Annotated in this window: 18 protein-coding genes; 8 read left to right on the top strand and 10 right to left on the bottom strand. The window is 71.1% G+C overall.

The window, feature by feature from the left end; genetic code table 11:
* Window positions 1–101: 101 nt before the first annotated feature.
* Complete coding sequence (gene trhA / locus PV963_RS29160; RefSeq protein WP_274818896.1) at window positions 102–815, bottom strand: PAQR family membrane homeostasis protein TrhA; 714 nt, start codon at window positions 813–815, stop codon at window positions 102–104.
* A 326-nt stretch (window positions 816–1,141) separates the two neighbouring features.
* Here trhA and PV963_RS29165 point away from each other — a divergent pair, with 326 nt between their 5' ends.
* Window positions 1,142–2,971, top strand: a complete 1,830-nt coding sequence (locus tag PV963_RS29165; protein ID WP_274818898.1) for a phosphoenolpyruvate carboxykinase (GTP) — start codon at window positions 1,142–1,144, stop codon at window positions 2,969–2,971.
* A gap of 228 nt (window positions 2,972–3,199) precedes the next feature.
* Here the strand turns inward: PV963_RS29165 and PV963_RS29170 are convergent, their stop codons facing one another.
* The 6 genes from PV963_RS29170 to PV963_RS29195 form a co-directional block, all read right to left on the bottom strand.
* Window positions 3,200–3,835 (bottom strand): hypothetical protein, encoded by a 636-nt coding sequence (locus tag PV963_RS29170; protein WP_274818899.1) that lies wholly within the window; start codon window positions 3,833–3,835, stop codon window positions 3,200–3,202.
* Entirely contained in the window at window positions 3,822–5,366 is a 1,545-nt protein-coding gene (locus PV963_RS29175; protein ID WP_274818901.1) for a VWA domain-containing protein, read from the bottom strand. The genes PV963_RS29170 and PV963_RS29175 overlap by 14 nt, the downstream gene beginning before the upstream one ends.
* The gene (locus tag PV963_RS29180) at window positions 5,363–6,538 is read right to left on the bottom strand and encodes a toxic anion resistance protein (RefSeq protein ID WP_274818902.1); all 1,176 of its coding nucleotides are present in this window, start codon (window positions 6,536–6,538) and stop codon (window positions 5,363–5,365) included. Before PV963_RS29180 ends, PV963_RS29175 begins: the two co-directional genes overlap by 4 nt.
* 16 nt (window positions 6,539–6,554) lie before the next feature.
* Window positions 6,555–7,619: a substrate-binding domain-containing protein gene (locus tag PV963_RS29185; protein WP_274818904.1), complete on the bottom strand. Its 1,065-nt coding sequence runs from the start codon at window positions 7,617–7,619 to the stop codon at window positions 6,555–6,557.
* Between the two features lie 247 nt (window positions 7,620–7,866).
* Window positions 7,867–8,289, bottom strand: coding sequence for a hypothetical protein (locus PV963_RS29190; RefSeq protein ID WP_274818905.1), 423 nt, complete (start codon window positions 8,287–8,289; stop codon window positions 7,867–7,869).
* 112 nt (window positions 8,290–8,401) lie between these two features.
* The gene (locus tag PV963_RS29195; protein ID WP_274818907.1) at window positions 8,402–9,613 is read right to left on the bottom strand and encodes a pyridoxal phosphate-dependent aminotransferase; all 1,212 of its coding nucleotides are present in this window, start codon (window positions 9,611–9,613) and stop codon (window positions 8,402–8,404) included.
* 127 nt (window positions 9,614–9,740) lie between these two features.
* Here PV963_RS29195 and PV963_RS29200 point away from each other — a divergent pair, with 127 nt between their 5' ends.
* Together PV963_RS29200 and PV963_RS29205 are read left to right on the top strand one after the other, a co-directional pair.
* The gene (locus PV963_RS29200) at window positions 9,741–10,436 is read left to right on the top strand and encodes a hypothetical protein (protein WP_274818908.1); all 696 of its coding nucleotides are present in this window, start codon (window positions 9,741–9,743) and stop codon (window positions 10,434–10,436) included.
* 162 nt (window positions 10,437–10,598) lie between these two features.
* Entirely contained in the window at window positions 10,599–11,522 is a 924-nt protein-coding gene (locus PV963_RS29205; protein WP_274818910.1) for a S1 family peptidase, read from the top strand.
* Between the two features lie 28 nt (window positions 11,523–11,550).
* Here the strand turns inward: PV963_RS29205 and PV963_RS29210 are convergent, their stop codons facing one another.
* The gene (locus PV963_RS29210; protein ID WP_274818912.1) at window positions 11,551–13,161 is read right to left on the bottom strand and encodes an N-acyl-D-amino-acid deacylase family protein; all 1,611 of its coding nucleotides are present in this window, start codon (window positions 13,159–13,161) and stop codon (window positions 11,551–11,553) included.
* 12 nt (window positions 13,162–13,173) lie between these two features.
* Window positions 13,174–14,451 (bottom strand): amino acid deaminase, encoded by a 1,278-nt coding sequence (locus tag PV963_RS29215; RefSeq protein WP_274818913.1) that lies wholly within the window; start codon window positions 14,449–14,451, stop codon window positions 13,174–13,176.
* A 145-nt stretch (window positions 14,452–14,596) separates the two neighbouring features.
* Here PV963_RS29215 and PV963_RS29220 point away from each other — a divergent pair, with 145 nt between their 5' ends.
* The 5 genes from PV963_RS29220 (at window position 14,597) to PV963_RS29240 (ending at window position 18,968) form a co-directional block, all read left to right on the top strand.
* A complete protein-coding gene (locus PV963_RS29220; RefSeq protein ID WP_274818914.1) occupies window positions 14,597–15,643 on the top strand; it encodes a sugar kinase in 1,047 nt (348 codons plus the stop codon).
* Entirely contained in the window at window positions 15,640–16,401 is a 762-nt protein-coding gene (locus PV963_RS29225; RefSeq protein ID WP_274818915.1) for an IclR family transcriptional regulator, read from the top strand. The genes PV963_RS29220 and PV963_RS29225 overlap by 4 nt, the downstream gene beginning before the upstream one ends.
* On the top strand, window positions 16,398–16,808 hold the full coding sequence (locus PV963_RS29230; protein ID WP_274818916.1) for a RidA family protein: 411 nt from the start codon (window positions 16,398–16,400) through the stop codon (window positions 16,806–16,808). The genes PV963_RS29225 and PV963_RS29230 overlap by 4 nt, the downstream gene beginning before the upstream one ends.
* A gap of 99 nt (window positions 16,809–16,907) precedes the next feature.
* Window positions 16,908–18,386 (top strand): GntP family permease, encoded by a 1,479-nt coding sequence (locus PV963_RS29235; RefSeq protein WP_274818917.1) that lies wholly within the window; start codon window positions 16,908–16,910, stop codon window positions 18,384–18,386.
* 54 nt (window positions 18,387–18,440) lie between these two features.
* Window positions 18,441–18,968 (top strand): hypothetical protein, encoded by a 528-nt coding sequence (locus tag PV963_RS29240; protein WP_274818918.1) that lies wholly within the window; start codon window positions 18,441–18,443, stop codon window positions 18,966–18,968.
* Here PV963_RS29240 and PV963_RS29245 read toward each other — a convergent pair whose 3' ends face one another.
* Window positions 18,969–20,321, bottom strand: coding sequence for a M14 family metallopeptidase (locus tag PV963_RS29245; RefSeq protein ID WP_274818919.1), 1,353 nt, complete (start codon window positions 20,319–20,321; stop codon window positions 18,969–18,971).
* Window positions 20,322–20,435 lie beyond the last annotated feature (114 nt).

Consider the following 20,435-nt stretch of genomic DNA (forward strand, 5'->3'; position numbering starts at 1 on the left):
ATCGACAGTAACTCTCAGTCGTCACCCACTGTCAATTTCTCCTCGGGTGCAAAGAAAACGGCCACGGCCCGAAAGCCGTGGCCGGGAAGGTCGGGCGGGTTCTACCCGTGCTGGTACGCCACCAGCGAGATCCCCACGTAGTGCGCGATGAAGGCCGCCAGGGTGAAGGAGTGGAACACCTCGTGGAAGCCGAACCAGCGCGGTGACGGGTTGGGTCGCTGGATCCCGTAGATCACGCCGCCCGCGCTGTAGAGCAGGCCGCCGACGATGACGAGGACCAGGACGGCGACGCCGCCGGTCCGCATGAAGTCCGGCAGGTAGAAGACGGCCGCCCAGCCCATCGCGATGTAGCACGGCGTGTAGAGCCAGCGCGGGGCGCCGACCCAGAAGACGCGGAAGAGGATGCCGGCCGCCGCCGCGGCCCAGATGCCCCACAGCAGCCACTCGCCCTTGGCCCCCGGTAGGAGCAGCATGGCCAGCGGTGTGTAGGTGCCCGCGATGATCAGGAAGATGTTGGCGTGATCCAGGCGGCGCAGGACGCCGTCCATGCGCGGACTCCAGTCGCCCCGGTGGTACAGCGCGCTCACACCGAACAGCAGGCACGCCGTCAGCGCGAAGATCCCGCAGGCGATGCGCCCTCTGGTCGAGTCGGCGAGGGCGGTCAGTGCCAGGCCCGCGACGAGGACGGCCGGAAACATACCGAGGTGAAGCCAGCCGCGCAGCTTGGGCTTCACCGGGTGCGGCAGGGAGAGCGCCGTCGGACCGCGGCCGTCGGCCGGCGTGTCCGTAGGCGCGTCGGGGGCGAACGCAGTCATGGCCGAATGGTAGCTACGGAACCGTAAGTGACCTATCGGTCCGGCCGATTGGCCGATGAAGAGTGGCCATCCTCTCACTGTGGCCAAACGATGGTTACGCAAACGGACGGTCAGGTGAACCCAACGTGCACGTAAAGGGGCGCGAGAAACCGTGGCGATCCTCACGTTGCTCACCTGTGCGCTCCTCTGGACAGATGGGCGCGCGCGTCGGATGATCAAATGAGTGCGGTCGGCACCGGATGAGCGCCAAGTTTCACCGTGAAGCATCCGGGTCGCAGCCCCCACGGGGCCTCCACATCAAAAAAATCCCTCATTTAGGAGCAATCGTGGCGCGCGACATCGCGGCTCCCACCGTCCCCACCACCCATCAGGGCCTGATCTCGTGGGTGCACGAGATCGCCGAGCTGACCCAGCCGGACAACGTGGTCTGGTGTGACGGATCCGAGGCCGAGTACGAGCGACTGTGCGAGGAGCTCGTCCAGAAGGGCACCTTCCGGAAACTCGACCCGATCAAGCGCCCCCACTCCTACTACGCGGCCTCCGACCCCACCGACGTCGCCCGCGTGGAGGACCGGACGTTCATCTGCTCCGAGAAGGAGCAGGACGCGGGCCCGACCAACCACTGGAAGGCCCCCGCCGAGATGCGGGAGATCTTCCAGGGCTCCGGGGGTCAGGGCGGCCTGTTCCGCGGCTCGATGCGCGGCCGGACCATGTACGTCGTGCCGTTCTGCATGGGCCCGCTCGGCTCGCCGCTGTCCGCGCTCGGCGTCGAGATCACCGACTCGGCGTACGTCGCCGTCTCCATGCGCACCATGACCCGCATGGGTCAGGCCGTCCTGGACGAGCTCGGCTCCGACGGCTTCTTCGTCAAGGCCGTGCACACCCTGGGCGCCCCGCTGGAGCCCGGCCAGGAGGACGTCCCCTGGCCCTGCAACACGACCAAGTACATCTCGCACTTCCCCGAGGACCGCGAGATCTGGTCCTACGGCTCCGGCTACGGCGGCAACGCCCTGCTCGGCAAGAAGTGCTACGCCCTGCGCATCGCCTCCGTGATGGCGCGTGACGAGGGCTGGCTGGCCGAGCACATGCTGGTCCTGAAGCTCACCCCGCCGCGCGGCGAGTCCAAGTACGTGGCGGCGGCCTTCCCGAGCGCCTGCGGCAAGACCAACCTCGCCATGCTGGAGCCGACCATCCCCGGCTGGACGGTCGAGACCATCGGCGACGACATCGCCTGGATGCGCTTCGGCGAGGACGGCCGGCTGTACGCCATCAACCCCGAGGCCGGTTTCTTCGGGGTCGCGCCCGGCACCGGCGAGCACACCAACGCCAACGCGATGAAGACGCTGTGGGGCAACGCGGTCTTCACCAACGTGGCGCTGACGGACGACGGCGACGTCTGGTGGGAGGGCATGACCGAGGAGCCGCCCGCCCACCTCACCGACTGGAAGGGCAACGACTGGACGCCGGAGTCCGAGACCCCGGCCGCCCACCCCAACGCCCGCTTCACCGTCCCCGCCGCCCAGTGCCCGATCATCGCGCCGGAGTGGGAGGACCCGAAGGGCGTGCCGATCTCGGCGATCCTCTTCGGCGGCCGCCGCGCCACCGCCGTACCGCTGGTGACGGAGTCCTTCGACTGGAACCACGGCGTCTTCCTCGGCGCCAACGTGGCCTCCGAGAAGACCGCCGCCGCCGAGGGCAAGGTCGGCGAGCTGCGCCGCGACCCGTTCGCGATGCTGCCGTTCTGCGGCTACAACATGGGCGACTACATGGCCCACTGGATCGACGTGGCCAAGGACAAGGACCAGTCCAAGCTGCCGAAGATCTACTACGTCAACTGGTTCCGCAAGGACGACGAGGGCAAGTTCGTCTGGCCCGGCTTCGGTGAGAACTCCCGCGTCCTGAAGTGGATCGTCGGACGCCTGGAGGGCACGGCGAAGGGCGTCGAAACGCCGATCGGCGTTCTGCCGACGAAGGACGCCCTCGACACCGAAGGCCTCGAACTGTCCGACTCCGAGCTGGACTTCCTGCTCACCGTCGACAAGGAGGTCTGGCGCGAGGAGGCCGCCCTGGTCCCCGAGCACCTCAACACCTTCGGCGACCACACGCCCAAGGAGCTTTGGGACGAGTACCGCGCGCTGGTGCAGCGCCTGGGCTGAAACAGCCCTCCACCGACGCCGCGGCCGGCTCCGATCGTGCCCTGACCAGCAACATCGTCACGGCCGGCCGCGGTGACAGCACCATGGAGGCAGGGGTTCGCACAACGGCGTGCGGGCCCCTGCCGCCGCCGTTTCCGTCACGCCTCCTTGCTCGCAGGATCTTCACGCCTGTTTCATGCTCTCTACGGCGAGGCGCCACGAGGTGACCCACGCGGTCAGCTGTGTACGTCAGGCGCTGAACCCGCCCGCCTCCGGCCCGCCCCGGTCCTGAAGGTACCGGGTGACGGACTCCTGACGGCGGGCCTCGGTCTCCCGCAGTCCCGCCGCCAGGCGCTCGGCCTCCTCGCGCAGCAGCTCGAGCTGACGCTCCAGATGACGCTCGGGTGCTTCCGCCCCGGGCGTCAGCCGCGACCACCAGCGGGTCCGGACGAAGGCGTCGACGGCCTCCGGCAGGTCCCGGCGCACGGTCCGGGACAGCGTGTGCACGCCCTCCGGGTCGTGTGCGAGCAGCTCCGTGGTCCAGCCCGGGTCCAGCAACGCGGCCAGCAGGTCGGTCAGTTCGTCGAGCCGTGCCGTGGTGGCGGGCGGCAGGTCGACGTCGGCCAGGTAGGAGCGCAGCCTGCCGAGGTCCGCGCGCACCTCGTCGAGCTGGGCCGACGGGTCCGGGAAGGCGGGCGGGTCCGGCCGTTCCGGCGGGGCGATCAGTGCGCCCGCCCCGTACAGACCCGCGACGACGACGGGCCAGTACGGTCCCGCCACGCCCGCGAAGGTCAGGGCGAGGCCCGCGACTCCGCAGGCGCTGCCGGTGATGTTCTTGCGGGACTCCAGGTAGCGGACGAAGCGGTCGGACCTACTGGTAGCCACGGATCTCCTCGAAGGCGCCGTCGAGCGAGCCCTTGCGGGCGTCGAAGAGCCGGCCGCCGGTCAGCTCGGCGATGTGCTCCAGCTCCGCCCGGTCGGAGTCGCCGAACAGGATGGGGAACACCGGGATCTCGGCCCGCTCGCGCGGCAGCCGCTCGTAGAAGTCCTCGAACTGCCCGGCCTCGGCGCCCGTGGTGTTCTCGCCGTCCGTCATCAGCACGATCGACCTGAAGGTGTCCGGGCCGGTGCCGAGATGGTCGTACGCCTTCTCCAGGGAGGTGTAGATCGCGGTCTCGCCCTGGGCGGTGAGCCGGGCGGTGTCCGCGCGGATGGCGTCGAGCCCTTGCCGGGGCCGGGCCGGGTCCACGACGTGGGTCCGTACGCTCTTCACCTGCGAGCCGAACGGCATCAGCGTCACCTCCTCCCGGTCGCGGAAGTCCCCGGTGAGGCCGGTGAGCGCGGTCTTCAGCCGCTTCAGCCGGTCGCCCCGCATCGAGCCGGAGGTGTCGAGGACGTACACCGTGCGGGACGGGCGGCGCAGTTCGTTCTGGTACGAGTCGAGCAGCCCGTCGGCGACGGAACGGCTGCCGGGGAAGGGCAGTTCGCGCCGACGGCCGGTGTCGAGACCGGGTGCGGGCGGGACGGATGCGACGACGGGGCGGCGGTGGGTGCGGCGGGTGATGTCCCGCTGGGCCTCGGGTGCGCGCAGCGCCTCGGTCAGCCGGCGGACGTCCTCGCGGGTCGCGGCCGGTGTGGAGGCGAGGGTGGAGAGCGGGTAGTCGGCGGTGACGACGCCGTCGCGGGGGCGGATCACGGTGAGTCCGGGGATGCCCTTGAGCACGGACTCGTAGTTCAGCACCGCGTCGACGTTCCCGCGCCGCTGGTAGGCGGCCGCGAGCCAGCCCGACGAACCCGACGTCAGCTGCTGCCCCCGGAAGAACTCCTTGAGCCGGGGCGCGGCCTCGGTGACGTCGGCGTCGGTGAGGGCGGACTGGGCGCCGGAGAGGGCGGAGGCGACCGAGACCAGGGTGGCGAAGCCGGAGTTGGAGCGGGCCGGGTCCGTCATGCCGTAGGTCAGCCTGCCGTCCCGGACCGCCCGCTCGACCTGGGACCAGGTGACGTCCTGCGGCTTCCAGCCCAGCTCGCGTACGGTGGCCGCCTTCACGCCGATGGCGACCGGGCTCGTCATGACGGGTGTCTCCGACAGGACCTTGCGTGCCGCGTCGGGGCGCAGCCGCAGATAGTCGTTGGACGACAGCCACACGGCGTCGTACGTCCCGTCCGCCGCGCCCTTCGCCAGGAGTTCGACGGCGTCGAGGGTGCCCATGTAGGTGGGGCGGACCGTGATGCCGGTGTCCTCGCGGATCCGGTCCAGGACGGGGGCCATGTCGCTGAGCTCGCTGGAGGCGAGGACGCGCAGGGTGCCCGGCTCGGCGGCGCCGGACGGAGCGGACCGGTCCCGCTGCTCGGCCGTGCAGGCCGCCGTCAGCACCGTGACCGCGGCGAGGGCTACGGCGAGGCCTCGTCGTCTCATGGCCGTCCTCCCTCCAGCGTGCCCTGCGCCCGGCTCCGCTCCAGGTACGTGTTCGCCTGCTGGAGTTCGGAGGTCAGGGACTCGACGGTCACCGCCATCGCCTCGGTCGCCTGGACCTTGTAGGTGTCGATCGCGTCGAGCGTGCGGTAGATCTGCTGGAACGCCGACCGCAGGGTCTCGGCCCCGACCGCCGGGTCGGCGGCGATGCGCTGGATCTCGCCGCTCTGCGTGGCGAGCATCTCCGCGTTGCCCCGGATCAGGTCCTCGGTGGTGCCGCGCAGCGCGTTGACCTGGCCGACGACCTTCTTCTGGTTCTCCAGCGCGGAGGCCAGCATCACGGAGATGCGCAGCGCCGAGACGGTCGTGGTGGCCGCGCGGTCGACGCCCTTGATCAGCTCCTCGTTGTTGCGGCGTACGACGTCCATGGCGAGGTAGCCCTGCGCGCACACCGCGAGCTGGGTGAGCAGGTCCTGGTGCTTCTGCCGCACCGGGAACAGCACGTCGGCGCGCAGCGTGCCGGCCTGGGCCGGGTCGGTCGCCTCGACCCCGGCGACGTGCTCCTCGACGGCCGTGTCGAGGGCCTCGGTGAGTACCACGTACTCCTGGAGCTTGCCCATGGTCTCCCACAGCCGGACCCGCTCGGTCTGCAGGGCGGCGTTGTCGCGGCGCAGCTCGTCCTGGCCGCCGCGCAGCGAGCCGACGATCCGGTTGAGGGTGCCCTGCGCGGAGGCGTACTTGGCGACGTGGTCGCGCAGCTTGTTGCCGCCGGGCAGCCGGGAGAGGAACTTGCGGCCCTTGCTCGCCGGGAGGTCGCGCGGGTCCAGGTCCTCGACCACGCGCCGCAGCTCCACGAGCGAGCCCGCGACCTGTGACTGGGCGTCGCCGCCCCGGTCCGGCAGGCTGTGCACGGTGCGTTCCAGCATGCGGTTGGACTGGGCGGCGGCGGACCGCATCTCGCCCGCGCCGAGGGCGGTGATCTCCCCGACCTTGCCGGCGAACTCGGGCGAGCGGGCGTCGAGTGCGGCGAGCCCCTCGACGTAGGCGGCGGCCTTGCGGGCCATGTCCGTGCGGACGGTCTCCTCGACGGGGACGAGCCCGCCCGCCTTCTCCCGGGCCACGGGCGTGACGGGTTCCGGCGGGGTGAGCGTGAAGTCGGAGTCGTTGCTGGTCACGTGCTGTTTCCCCCTGTCATCCGCGTGCCCGGCGCGCCATCTCGTGCAGCACCTCGGAGGTGGGCACGGGCGCCTGCCGGACACCGGTCAGTTCCTGCTTGAGATAGGTGGCGGCCGAGGGGAACCCGGCGGCGGCGCCCTGCGGCCGGAATCCGTGCCGGACGGCGAGCTCCCGCACCTTCGGGTCGCTGCTGAGCAGTTCGCCGAGCGCCCGCCCGGCTTCGCTCAGTGCCACGACCGTGTGGTCGCTGTTGACGGTCGTGTCGGGGTAGAGCACGACGAGGTCGCCTGGCTGCTGCCCGCCCGCGAGGAGCGCGGCGACCTGCGACTCGTAGACCAGCACCAGGGGGTTGCCCGCGCCGCTGACGAAGTCCCGGAACACCGCGTCCGAGCTGGACTGCTGCGCGCCCTGGACGGTGACGAGCTTCTTCAGCAGGGGTGCGGTGCGGTCGAGGTCGGCCTCGCTCGCGACCACCCGGCCGCCGTTGGCGACGACGGAGGCGGCGGCGAGGTACAGGGCGCCGGAGTTGGAGGTCCGCGGGTCGGTGCTGGAGATGAAGAGGGTGCCGCTGAGCTCCCCGTGCCGGTCCGCGCCCTTGAGCTGCTGCCAGGTGCGGTCGTCCCGGGCGGCGTCGAGGTAGGCGCCCATCCTGAGCGTGCCGCGGTTCTCGGCGTCCAGCGTGGCGAGCTTGTTCGCGGCCAGGACCTCGGCGGCGGCGCGATGGGCCACGACGACGAGGGGCGAGTAGAAGGGGCGGGGCAGCGTACCGCGCACCTTGAACCGTCCGGCGAGTTCGACGGCCGGGGCCTGGCTGGACGGGAAGGCGAGGTCGAACCCCTTGAGGTCCAGGCCCTCCATGGCCCAGGACCCGGAGGTCTCCGCCTCGACGGTGTAGCCCTTGGCGGCGAGGGCTTTCACCACGTCGGGATCGGCGAAGAACTCCGCCTTCTCCGATCCGATCACCGCGCGCACGGTCTTCGTTGCCGTGCCCGTGTCCTCTCCTTGCCGGCCGGCCACGACGGCTGCCACCACTCCGCCGATCAGCACGACCGCGAGGACGATTCCTGCGATACGTCTCACACCGGGAGCGTGCTCCTGGAACCCAACGTTCCTGGACGGTCCGGGTGAACGGGGGATGACCGGGCGATCCCGGTATGCAACGGGAATGGAGGGCTCCGGATGTGGTACCCGAGGGCTCTCACGAAGGGGTTCCGAGAGTCCCCGCGAAGGGGCCCGAGGGCCCCCGCGAAGGGATTAGTGGCGCCCGGTCCGCGCGTCGCTGCGGGTGCGCGCGGACCGGGGCCGTCGGGGGGAGCCCCTCAGGGGCTCAGCGGGACGCGAGTTCGCGCGGCTCCAGAGCCGCAGCGTGCGCGTCCATCCGCTCGGCGGCCAGGATGGCGGCCGCCGTGTCGGCGCGGGAGGCGGCGACGACCAGCGCGCGGCCCGCCAGGGCGTGCGCCCGCTGGTGCAGGGCCGTCGCGCTGCGCTCGCGGCGCGTGCTGCTCATCGGCGCGCGGACCGGCGCGCGCCCTCCGCGCAGCCGGCCCACCTGCTCCGCGAGCCGCTCCGCCGCGGTGTCCAGATCGGCCGAGGTCCCCGTCGCACGCAGCTCGTCCGTGACGGCGAGCAGGGCGGCGAGATGGCCGGCGAGCTGGATGTCCAGCTCTTCCTCGCGGGAACGGTGCGGGAAGTCGGGGTCGGGGCCGTCCACCGTGCTGTGGACCGACTTGGTGCGGATCGGTTCGTACATGGGAGGGCCTCCTGAGTGCTTACAGGAAGCCATCCTAGCTTAGATTTCGTCTAAAGTTGAGTTGTTCACAAATCCGGACTGGCTGCACACGTACGGTGAGCGAGGTGTCCCGTCAGGCCTGGCTGTAACCGTCCAGGAAGTGCCCGATCCGGCCCACCGCGTCCCGCAGGTCCCCGACCGTCGGCAGGGTCACCACCCGGAAGTGGTCCGGCTCCGGCCAGTTGAAGCCGGTGCCCTGGACGACCATGATCTTCTCGCGCCGGAGCAGGTCCAGGACCATCCGCCGGTCGTCCTTGATCTTGAAGACCTTGGGGTCGAGGCGCGGGAAGAGATACAGCGCCCCCTTCGGCTTCACGCAGGTCACGCCCGGGATCTGGGTCAGCAGCTCGTAGGCGACGTCCCGCTGCTCGCGCAGCCGCCCGCCCGGCAGGACCAGGTCGTTGATCGTCTGGCGTCCGCTGAGCGCCGCGACGACGCCGTGCTGTCCCGGCATGTTCGCGCACAGCCGCATGTTCGCCAGGATCGTCAGGCCCTCGATGTAGGAGTCGGCGTGCGCGCGGGGCCCGGAGATCGACATCCAGCCGACGCGGTAGCCGGCCACCCGGTAGGCCTTCGACATGCCGTTGAAGGTGAGGGTCAGCAGGTCGGGGGCGACGGCGGCGGTCGGGGTGTGCGTGGCACCGTCGTAGAGGATCTTGTCGTAGATCTCGTCCGAGCAGACCAGCAGGTTGTGGCGGCGGGCGATGTCGGTGAGCCCCTTGACCATCGCCTCGTCGTAGACGGCCCCGGTCGGGTTGTTGGGGTTGATGATCACGAGTGCCTTGGTGCGGTCGGTGACCTTGCGCTCGATGTCGGCCAGGTCCGGCATCCAGTCCGCCTGCTCATCGCACCGGTAGTGCACGGCGGTGCCGCCGGACAGGGAGACGGCGGCGGTCCACAGCGGGTAGTCCGGGGCGGGCACGAGCACCTCGTCCCCGTCGTCCAGCAGGCCCTGCATCGCCATCACGATCAGCTCGGAGACGCCGTTTCCGATGAAGACGTGCTCGACGTCCGTCTCGATGCCGAGGGTCTGGTTGTGCATCACGACCGCGCGGCGCGCGGCCAGCAGTCCCTTGGCGTCTCCGTACCCGTGCGCCGAGGACACGTTCCGGAGGACGTCCTCCAGGATCTCGGGCGGACACTCGAAGCCGAACGCGGCCGGGTTGCCGGTGTTCAGCTTGAGGATGCGGTGACCGGCGGCTTCCAGCCGCATCGCCTCCTCGAGCACCGGGCCCCGGATCTCGTAACAGACGTTGGCGAGCTTGGTCGACTGGATCACCTGCATGTCTGGGAGCTTACGGCCCGGTAATGCGTCACGGGTCGTGTTTTCCGCCACGTGAGACGCGACGGTTTGGGCGGATATCGCCCGCGCACTGTCCCACCAGCACCATCGGTGCCTAGAATTCGCCGCCATGTTCAGGCCATCCGAGTACGCCGACGGAGCGACGAACGGTGAGTCCCAGGGTCCGCCGAACGTGTACGTGCCGCAGGCCGTCCCGCCCCCGGCCTATGACGCGTACCCCGATCCCGCGGCGGCCCACGGATGGCAGGACGTGTACGCCCCCACGGACGCCCGGGACGCCACACTCGGAATGGGCGACACGCGCGAGCTGCCGCCGGTGCCGGCACCCGGCCGGTCCGGTGCGGGCCGCCACTCCCGGCGCGGACGGGGATCCTGGCGTGCCCGCCGCGTGGCGGTCGTCGCCGGAGTCGTGGGCGCCGTGTCGGCGGCCGCGCTGATCGCCGGTCTCGGCTTCTCGGGCGCGCCCTCCGGCGGGACGCGCGAGGGCGGCGGCGGCCGGACGGGTCCGACGGCGGGGGAGTCGCCGACGGCGCCGTCCAGCGGCACCGGTCGGGCATCGGCTCCCACGGTCCCGCTTGTCGACCGGCCGTCGCACAGTGACGAGCCGTCCGGCGCCGCGTCCGCGAGCCCGTCCACCGCGGCGAGCCCCACCCCGTCCGAGTCCGGGACGGACGCCCCGAGTTCCTCGGCCGGCAGCCCCACGGCCGACCCCCCGACGACCTCCGCTCCCGCCGCCGCGTCGCCCCCGGGCAAATCCGAGGGAAAGCCCGGACACGGTCCCGGCGGCATCAAGGGCCCCAAGTAGTCCGCCCGTCAGGGCCGTTGAGTAGGGTCGGGCCCAACTGGCGGGTCTCGCGCGCAGAACAACTCCTTGCCCCACCCGCCTTGCGGCGATCACAATGCGCATGACAACACCGCAGGCGGCCGGAAGATTTCCGGCCGCCTCCGTCGCAAGAGGGGACCCCCCATGAGAAAACCTCTCGCAGCCGCGTTCTGCGCCCTGGCGATAGCCGGGGCCGGCGCGGCTCCCGCGACCGCTGCCGAGGCCGCCCCCACGGGCGTCGGCAAGGTCGCGGACACGGGCTCGGCCACGTCCGCCGTCTCGGACGTGGTCACGTCCGTGGAGCAGACGCTGTCCGGGCTCAACCCGTCGGCCAAGGCCGTGAACCTCGCCGGCACGGTCGCGCTCAGCAACTGCTCCGGCTCCGTCGTCCGCATGCCGGACTCGGAGGCCGACGACCCGGCGCTGGTGATGACCAACGGCCACTGTCTGGAGTCCGGCTTCCCCGGCCCCGGCGAGGTCCTCGTCGACAAGGCGTCCAGCCGCACCTTCAGTCTGCTCAACGCCTCCGGCTCGCGCGTCGCCACCCTGCGCGCCGCCAAGCTCGCGTACGGCACGATGACCGACACGGACGTCGCGTTCTACCAGCTCACCACCACCTACGGGCAGATCAAGAGCTCGTACGGCATCAACCCGCTGACGTTGAACGACACCCACCCGGTGGCCGGCACCGCCATCAGCATCCCCTCCGGCTACTGGAAGCGCGTCTACAGCTGTGACATCGACGGGTTCGCGCACACCCTGAAGGAGGGCGACTGGACCTGGAAGGACTCGGTCCGTTACACCTCCGCCTGCAACACCATCGGGGGCACGTCCGGCTCGCCCGTCGTCGACGAGGCCACCGGCAAGGTCGTCGCCGTCAACAACACCGGCAACGAGGACGGCGAGCGCTGCACGGTGAACAACCCCTGTGAGGTCGACGCGAACGGCAACGTGACGGTCCGCAAGGGCATCAACTACGGCCAGGAGACCTACCAGATCCCGGCCTGCTTCGGCATCGACAACAAGCTCGACCTGAGCGCGAGCGGCTGCACCCTGCCCAAGCCGTAAGGCAAGGGCAGCGCCCCGGGTCGGGCGGTCACGCGGGAGTCCTGCGGACCGCCCGGCCCGCCAGGGCGTCCGTGCGACGCCCGTCCTCGATCACGAACCGCCCGCCGACCAGTACGTACGGGATGCCCGTCGGGAGCACGCGCGGCGCGGCGAAGCTCGACCCCGCCGCGACCGTCGCCGGGTCGAAGAGCACCAGGTCGGCGACGTACCCCTCGCGCACCAGGCCCCGGTCCGGCAGCCGGAGCCGGGCCGCCGGGCGCGAGGTGAGGTGCGCGACGCACTCCTGAAGCGACAGCACCCCCAACTCCCGCACGTAGTGGCCGAGGTAGTGCGGGAACGTGCCGTACGCGCGCGGGTGCGGCTTGGCGCCCTGGAGGATGCCGTCCGAGCCGCCGGTGTGCACGCGGTGGCGCATGATCGCCCGGACGTTCTCCTCGTGGCCGACGTGCTGGAGGATCGTCGGGGCCAGCCGGTCGGCCAGCAGCAGCCCGCGCGCGGTCACCCAGGGGGCCTCGCCCCGCACGTCCGCCGACTCCTGCACCGTATGGCCGACGAACCCGGCCAGCGCCGGATCGCCCACGCCCGAGATCTCGATCGTGTCCCACTCGATGGGCACGCCGTGGCAGCCGTCCGAGCCGGTGACCTCCAGGTCGTGGCGGATCCGCTCGGCCGTCCCCTCGTCCGCCAGCCGCTCGACGACCCGCTCGGGGCCGCCCTCGCTCGCCCAGCTCGGCAGCATGGCCGCCAGCGTCGTACAGCCCGGGGTGTAGGGGTAGGTGTCGAGGCTGATGTCCGCCCCGGCCGCCAGCGCCTCGTCCAGCAGGGCCAGCAGCTCGGGCGCCCGGCCCTTGTTCACGCCGAAGTTCATGGTGGCGTGGGCGAGATGCAGGGCGCAGCCCGCCTGACGGGTCAGCGTGACCATCTCCTGGTACGCCTCCAGGGCGCCCGCCCCGTAGGAGCGGTGGTGCGGGCAGTAGTAGCCGCCGTACGACGCCACCACCCGGCACAGCTCGGTCAGTTCGGCGTCCTTGGCGTACATGCCGGGCGTGTACGTCAGCCCCGACGACATGCCGACGGCGCCCTGCTCCATGCCCTCGGCGACCAACCGCCGCATCCGGTCCAGCTCCTGCGGGGTGGCCTCCCGGTCCTCCCAGCCGACGACGAGCGCGCGGACCGTGCCCTGGGGGATGAGGTAGGCCGCGTTCACGGCGATCCCGCGGTCGAGGCGGTCCAGGTACTCGCCCACCGTCCGCCAGTCGAAGTCGATGTCGTCGCCGGAGCCGTTCCACCCGGCGATCGCCCGGCGCACCTCGCCGAGCGTGCGGTCGTCGACGGGCGCGTACGACAGCCCGTCCTGGCCGATGACCTCCAGCGTGACGCCCTGCGCGGCCTTGGCACTGTGGTCGGGGTCGCGCAGCAGGGCCAGGTCGCTGTGGGCGTGCATGTCGACGAAGCCGGGGGACAGGACGAGGCCCTCGGCGTCCAGCTCCCGGCGCGCCTTCGGCCGCTGGCAGCCGGCCGCGGCGGCCTCCTTGACGATGGACACGATCCGGCCGCCGTCGACCACGACATCGGCCCGGTACGCGTCCGAGCCGGAGCCGTCGACGACATCCGCGTCCCGGATGACGAGCTCCTCCATCGCGCCGGCCTCCTAGAAGAACGTACGGACGTAGTCGACAACCGTGCCGTCCGCCTCGGCGAGGGGGATCAGCGGCCACTTGTCGAACGACGTGCACGGATGGGACAGACCCAGACCCACCCAGTCACCCACCTCCAGATCCGCCTCCGGCGTGGTGCTCAGCCAGGCGTGCTGGTCGGACACGGCCGTCACCGACACGCCGGTGGCAGGGCGCTCCGTGCCGTCGCGGCGGATCACCTGGGCGAAGGGCAGGTCGAGGTCGTACGCCGCGTCCCGCTTGCCCGCGTTGACGAAGGCCTGCTCGGCCGAGGGCCGTGACACCACCTGCGTCCACAGCCGGAACGCTGGCTCCAGGGCGCCCTCCTCGGGCACCCGGTTGAACGGCGTCAGCTTGCGGTAGTGGCCGTCGTCGTGCGAGACGTAGGCGCCCGAGCGCAGCAACTTCAGGACCGGCAGGGAGAGTTCGGGGATCTCCGCGAACACGTCGGCGACCGCGTCGAACCAGGCGCTGCCGCCCGCGCTGACGACGATCTCGTCCACACCCGAGAACCGTCCCGCCTTGTCGAAGTCCGCGGCGAGCGCGACCAGCCGCCGCAGCCACGCCGTCACCCGCTCCGGGTCCGCCTGCGGCACCTCGCCCTCGTAGCCCGCGACGCCGACCAGCCGCAGCGACCGCGTGCCCGCCACCGCGTCCGCGACCGCCGCGCACTCCGCCTCCGTCCGCACACCGGTACGGGCACCCTCCCCGGCGGCGAGTTCGACGACGACGTCCAGCGGGCGCCGGGCACCGCTCAGCGCGGCGTCCATCAGCTCCACCCCGCGCACCGAGTCGACGTAAGCGACGAAGCGGAACTCCGGGTCGGCGTCGAGCTCGGCGGAGACCCAGCGCAGGGCCGCTCCGTCGACCAGCTCGTTCGCCAGGAACACGCGCCGGGTCCCGAACGCGCGCGCCACCCGCACCTGATGCGGCACCGCCAGCGTGATGCCCCACGCCCCGTGCTCGATCTGCCGCTGGAACAGCTGCGGCGCCATGGAGGTCTTGCCGTGCGGAGCGAAGGCCAGGCCATGCCGGTCCGCGTAGGTCTCCATGAGCCTCAGATTGTGCTCCAGGCGCTCGGCGGACAGCGCGAGCACGGGCGTGGCGAAGCCGCCGGTGAACAGGTTCCGGTGCTGAGCGGCCAGCTCGCCCACCGTGAGGCCGTCGGCGTCCGGCGGGAGGCCCTTGAAGCGGTGGTCGACGCGCTCGGCGGCGAGCCGGGCGAGGGACTCGGCGGCGGTAACGGCTGTCATGGAGCCTCCCTGATCAGGGCTGTTGCAATCACTGCAACATTCATTGCGTATATCGCTCAATGCTGTCTAACATCTCGGCCACCCGGGGTCAACGAAAGCGGCCGCCCCCGCCGCCCCCGCCGAGCAAGCAGGAGCTACGAGCATCGTGACCCCCACCGGACCCTGCAACGCCCCCGACGTCGTGGACGTCGTCGCGCTGGGCGAGTCCATGGTCACGTTCCTGCCGTCCCGGCCGGGCCGGCTCGCCGACGTCCCCTCCTTCGACCGGGGCATCGGCGGCGCGGAGTCCAACACGGTGTGCGTGCTGGCCGCCGCCGGGCATTGCGTGCGGTGGGTCAGCCGGGTGGGGAACGACCCGTTCGGCGACCATCTGGTCGAGGCCATCGGCGGGTACGGGGTCGATGTGGCACACGTCCGGCGCGACCCCGCCCGCCCCACCGGCGTCTACTTCCGCACCGCCGGGGACCGGGCCACCGACGCGCACGAGGTGGCGTACTACCGGGCCGGGTCCGCGGCCTCGGCCATGTCGGCCGGCAACGTGGACCTGGACGCGGTCCGCGCCGGCCGTGTGCTGCACCTGTCCGGGATCACGGCCGCGCTGTCCGGGACCTGTCTGGACCTGATGCGCGAACTGACCGCGCGCCGGCCCGGCCGCCCCCTGGTCTCCTTCGACGTCAACCACCGGCCCGGACTGTGGCAGGACACGGACGCTCCGAAGGTGCTGCGGGACCTCGCGCGCGGCGCGGACCTCGTGTTCGTCGGGCAGGACGAGGCCTGGGGGCTGCGCGGCGCCGAGGCCGTCCGCGCCGCCCTCCCCGAACCCGAGGTGCTGGTCGTCAAGCAGGGCGCGGCGGGAGCCACCGTCTTCGACAAGCGGGACGTCACCTTCGTGCCCGCCCCGCGGGTCGACGTCGTCGCCGCCGTCGGTGCCGGGGACGCCTTCGCCGCCGGGTTCCTCTCCGCCACCCTGCGCGGGCTGCCCGTCCGGGACCGGCTGCGGCACGGGCACCTGCTGGCCGCCGCCGCCCTCACCGTCCCCGGCGACCTCGCCGCGCCGCCCGCGCGGGAGCACGCCGACCGCCTCGCCGCCCTGGACGACGCGGCGTGGGGGAGACTGCGACTCGGCCCCGGCTGGACGCGAGCCGTCGACCACGCCGTCGCACGGGCCGAGGAGGAGGTACGTACGCCATGAGCCAGACCGTCGACCGCGCGCTCAGCATCCTGCCGCTGCTCGCCGAGGGCCCCGCCGACCTGGGGCAGGTCGCCGACCGCCTCGGCGTGCACAAGTCCACGGCCCTGCGCCTGCTGCGCACCCTCCACGAGCACGGTCTCGTCTACCGCCAGTCCGACCAGCGCTACCGCCTCGGCGCCCGCCTCTTCGCGCTCGCCCAGGAGGCGATGGAGAACCTCGACGTCCGCGAGATCGCCCATCCCCACCTGGTCCGCCTCAACGAGAGCTGCGGGCACACCGTGCACCTCGCCGTGTACGAGGAGAACGAGGTCCTCTACATCGACAAGGTCGACAGCCGCTACCCGGTGCGGATGTACTCCCGCATCGGCAAGCCCGTCGCCATCACCGTCGCCGCGGTCGCGAAGCTGCTGCTGGCCGACCTGCCCGAGCACGAGCGGCGGGCGGTGGCGGAGAAGCTCGACTACCCCGCGTACACGGCCCGTTCGACACCCGACGCCACCGCGTTCCTGCGCGAGCTGGAGAAGGTGCGCGAACAGGGCTGGGCCACCGACCTCGGCGGCCACGAGGAGTCCATCAACTGCGTCGCGGCGCCCATCCGCGGCGCCGACGGCCGGGTCGTCGCCGCGATGTCGGTGTCCGCGCCGAACGTCGTCGTCACCGCCGACGAACTCCTCACCCTCCTGCCGCTGGTGCGCCGTACGGCGGACGCCATCAGCGGCGAGTACTCCGGCAGAACACCAGTGAAGGGCACCGAATGACGGACAAGACCGCACTCACCCCCAAGACCCACACCACCCCGCCGGCGAAGTTCTCGCACGGTGTGAGGAAGGGCAACATCCTCCAGGTCGCCGGCCAGGTCGGCTTCCTGCCCGCCGAGGAGGGCAAGCCGCCCACGCCCGCCGGGCCGACCCTGCGCGAGCAGACGCTCCAGACCCTGGCCAACGTCAAGGCGATCCTTCAGGAGGGCGGTGCCGGCTGGGACGACGCGATGATGATCCGCGTCTACCTGACGGACGTGGCCCACTTCGCCGAGTTCAACGAGATCTACGACGCGTACTTCGAGGAGCAGGGCCTGACCCAGCCGCCCGCCGCGCGCACGACGGTCTACGTCGGCCTGCCCGCGGGTCTCCTCGTCGAGATCGACGCGCTGGCCGTCCTCGGCTGACCCACCCCCACCTCGCTGTCGAGGCGCGGCGCCACCGATGCGCCGCGCCGCGCTCCCCCCTACCCAGAAGCTGCATGCATTTACGCAGAGGACCCCCGAATGTCCCATCCGCTCGCCGCGTCCGCCCCTGCCGAGACCCCACCCCACACCGGAGGCCTGCTCCTCCTGGTCGACGGTACGGCCGGACTCCTGCTCACCGCCGCGCTCGGCATCGCCCTGCTGCTGTTCCTCATCATCCGGATGAGACTCCAGCCGTTCGTCGCGCTGCTCGCGGTCTCCATAGCCGTCGGCCTCGCGGCCGGCCTGTCGGTCACCGAACTCTTCGGCACGGTCCAGAAGTCGGACGCCGTCTCCACGATCGAGTCCGGCATGGGCGGCATCCTCGGCCATGTCGCGATCATCATCGGCCTGGGTACCATGCTCGGCGCGATCCTCGAAGTCAGCGGCGGCGCGGAGGTGCTGGCCGGTCGGCTCCTCGGCATGTTCGGCGAGCAGCGCGCCCCGCTCGCCATGGGCCTGACGGGCCTGATCTTCGGCATCCCCGTCTTCTTCGACGTCGGCATCTTCGTCCTGGCGCCCATCGTCTACGCCGCCGCCAAGCGCTCGGGCAAGTCGATCCTGCTCTACTGCCTGCCCCTGCTCGCGGGCCTGTCCGTCACCCACGCCTTCCTGCCCCCGCACCCGGGCCCGGTCGCCGCCGCCGGTCTCCTCCACGTCGACCTCGGCTGGGTCATCCTCATGGGCATCGTCTGCGGTCTGCCGGCCGTGGTGGCCGCGTGGGCGTACTCGGCGTGGATCGGCCGCCGCATCTTCGTCGCCGTGCCGCAGGACATGGTCGAGGCGGCGGAGGAAGCGAAGCAGGCGGTGATCGACGAGCAGCGGGCGGCCGGCACCGAGCCGCGCGAGCAGCCGGTCTCCCTCGGCACGGTCCTCGGCATCATCGGCACCCCGCTGGTCCTCATCCTCGCCGCGACCTTCTCCTCGATCGCCCTGGACCCCTCCACGCTCCGCTCGGTGATCGAGTTCTTCGGCAACCCCTTCGTGGCGCTCACCCTCGCCCTGTTCCTCGCGTACTACCTGCTCGGCATCCGCCGCGGCTGGTCCCGCAAGTCCCTGGAGACGGTGTCCACGGCGTCCCTGAAGCCGGTCGGCAACATCCTGCTCGTGGTCGGCGCGGGCGGCATCTTCGGCGCCGTCCTCAAGGCCAGTGGCGTCGCCCAGGCCCTCTCGGACACGTTCAACGGCGTGGGCCTGCCGGTGATCGTCCTCGCCTACCTGATCTCCGTGGTCCTGCGCGTCGCCCAGGGCTCGGCGACGGTGGCGATCGTGACGACGGCGGGCATCGTGGCGCCTCTGCTCTCCGAGGCGGACCACTCCCAGGCCTTCGTCGCCCTGGTCATCATGGCCATCTCCGCGGGCTCCATCTTCGCCTCGCACGTCAACGACGGGGGCTTCTGGATGGTCGCCAAGTACTTCGGCGTCAGCGAGCGGGACACGCTCAAGACGTGGACCGTGCTGGAGAGTGTGCTGTCGGTGGCGGGGTTCGTGGTGGCCGCGGTGTTGAGCATCATCGTGTAACGATGCGGGGGCCGACTGTGTGCGGCACAGGTTCGTCGACCATACTGCTCCGCTGTGGAGCAGCGCATAGGTTCGAGCAGCCAGCCCCTTAAGGCCGAGCCCGTGAAGGGCGCCGGATTCGACCCGGCCTTCATCCCCGGGCTCACGTCACCCGCGTCCGGCCGGACGGAGGACGACGGGCCGGAGAAGGAGCCCGAGGTCGCCGAGGTCGAGGAAGCCGAGGATGCCGCCCCCGAGCCGGAGGAGACGGCGCAGACGTCACCCTCCGAGCCGGAGGAGGCCGAGGCCGACGTCGACGGCCCCGTCTTCGAGGCGTCCGATCGCCGCGCGCGGATAGTCGCCGACCACAGAGGCGTACGCCTGTCCCTGGACGACCAGGAATGCGAGTTCCGCTGGGACGAGATCGGGGCGGTCGAAACGGAGACCGCCCGCTTCGGCAAGCGCTACACGGTCACCGTCCACACCCCTGACCGGCGCTGGTACCCGATCGAGATCGAAGCGCCGGCCAGGAGCCGTTTCACGGAGTGGGACGAGCAGTTGGACGCGGTACTGGACGCCTACTTCGAGGAAGACGCCGAGTAGCTATCGGCAGTACTGGGTTTCCTTGCCGATCGACCGGTACATGCAGTCCGCGTTCTCCAGCAACTGCAACACCGCGTCCCGGTTACGGGAGGTCTCCCGCTCGATCACCTCGTCGGGCGGGTAGAACCCACCACCGCCGGACCTCGGATACATCTCGAACGTGTACCCGAAGATCTTGTGTGTGCCCCAGAGGTAGTCGTCGATCGACCCGTCCGTGATGTACAGGTCGCTGGACTGCTCCGCCGTGTACCCGTTGCTCGCGGCCATCTTCTGTCCGACGGCCTTGAACGCCGCGTTGTCGTCGGCCGTCATCCCGGTCGTCGTGTCGGAGTTGGTGTAGCCGAACGGCCACAGCACCAGTTCGCTGTACGTGTGGAAGTCGACCCCGGCCTTGATCTGCTGCTTGCCGCCCACGACCCGGCTGCGCACGAAGTCGGCGACGACCTTCACCTCGGGCGCGGACTCGGGCGCGGAGCCCCGGTAGGTGTCGGAGGACGTCGAGCCCGAGGAGCCGCCGCAGCAGCCCCAGCGGTAGTTCCAGTTGCGGTTGAGGTCGGTACCGACGTACGAACTGCCGCTGTTGGGCTGGCGGTTCTTGCGCCACGAGCGGTACGACCCGGTGGCGATGTCGTACTCGCCGCCGTCCGGGTTGATGTCCGGGACGATCCAGATCTCACGGTTGTTCACCATGCTGGTGACGCGCGAGTCGGAGCCGTAGTCGGAGGTCAGCTCGCGCAGCAGGTAGAGCGCCATCTCGACGGTGAGGTGCTCGCGGGCGTGCTGGTGGTGCGTGAACAGCACCTCCGGCTCGGACTCGTCGGCGCCCACGTTGTCGCTGATCTTGATGGCGACGATGTTCCGGCCCTGGTACGACTTGCCGATGACGCGCTGGCTCGCGATGGAGGGGTTGGCCGAGACGATCGAGTTGATCTCGCTCGTCATCTCCGCGTAGTTGTGGTAGCGCGAGTCGGCGGACGGGAAGTCGTGGATCCGGACGTCGTCCTCGCCGGCGGACCGGTCGGGGACCGCGCCGAGCGGGGTGACCTCGTAGCCCAGCGCGCGCAGCTTCTTGATCTGGTCCGCGCGTCCGGAGACGACGACACCGTGGCCGTGGGCCTCGTCCACGGTCACGCCGGTGCGCTGAAGTGCCGTGCGGTCCTTTGCCGTCGAGTGCATATGGATCTCGTACTGCCGGACGTCGTCGGCCGACGGAGCCGCCTTGCGGGCGCTGTCGGCGGTGGCGTGCGTCGTCGTCGCGGTCAGGGGCGCCGCGAGGGCGAGCGCGAGGAGGGCGGCGAGGGCGGCGGTGCGTCTGCCGGTGCGGGCACCGGAGCCTCGTATGCGGAGTCGCATGAAATCTCCTTGTGGGAGGTGGGGTTGTTCACTGCGACGTACGTGGTGCGGGTGGCGCACATCGTTCTGCCAATGGCATGAGCAGGTCAAGACCGAAAGCGGACGCGCAGTGTA

This window comes from Streptomyces coeruleorubidus (assembly GCF_028885415.1).
Lineage (GTDB): Bacteria > Actinomycetota > Actinomycetes > Streptomycetales > Streptomycetaceae > Streptomyces > Streptomyces coeruleorubidus_A.

Bases quoted from the DNA above. Each gene is read 5' to 3' on its own strand.
- trhA (WP_274818896.1), bottom strand. From the start codon at position 815: ATGACTGCGTTCGCCCCCGACGCGCCTACGGACACGCCGGCCGACGGC.
- PV963_RS29175 (WP_274818901.1), bottom strand. From the start codon at position 5,366: ATGAGACGACGAGGCCTCGCCGTAGCCCTCGCCGCGGTCACGGTGCTG.
- PV963_RS29190 (WP_274818905.1), bottom strand. From the start codon at position 8,289: ATGTACGAACCGATCCGCACCAAGTCGGTCCACAGCACGGTGGACGGC.
- PV963_RS29195 (WP_274818907.1), bottom strand. From the start codon at position 9,613: ATGCAGGTGATCCAGTCGACCAAGCTCGCCAACGTCTGTTACGAGATC.
- PV963_RS29200 (WP_274818908.1), top strand. From the start codon at position 9,741: ATGTTCAGGCCATCCGAGTACGCCGACGGAGCGACGAACGGTGAGTCC.
- PV963_RS29205 (WP_274818910.1), top strand. From the start codon at position 10,599: ATGAGAAAACCTCTCGCAGCCGCGTTCTGCGCCCTGGCGATAGCCGGG.
- PV963_RS29210 (WP_274818912.1), bottom strand. From the start codon at position 13,161: ATGGAGGAGCTCGTCATCCGGGACGCGGATGTCGTCGACGGCTCCGGC.
- PV963_RS29215 (WP_274818913.1), bottom strand. From the start codon at position 14,451: ATGACAGCCGTTACCGCCGCCGAGTCCCTCGCCCGGCTCGCCGCCGAG.
- PV963_RS29225 (WP_274818915.1), top strand. From the start codon at position 15,640: ATGAGCCAGACCGTCGACCGCGCGCTCAGCATCCTGCCGCTGCTCGCC.
- PV963_RS29230 (WP_274818916.1), top strand. From the start codon at position 16,398: ATGACGGACAAGACCGCACTCACCCCCAAGACCCACACCACCCCGCCG.
- PV963_RS29235 (WP_274818917.1), top strand. From the start codon at position 16,908: ATGTCCCATCCGCTCGCCGCGTCCGCCCCTGCCGAGACCCCACCCCAC.
- PV963_RS29245 (WP_274818919.1), bottom strand. From the start codon at position 20,321: ATGCGACTCCGCATACGAGGCTCCGGTGCCCGCACCGGCAGACGCACC.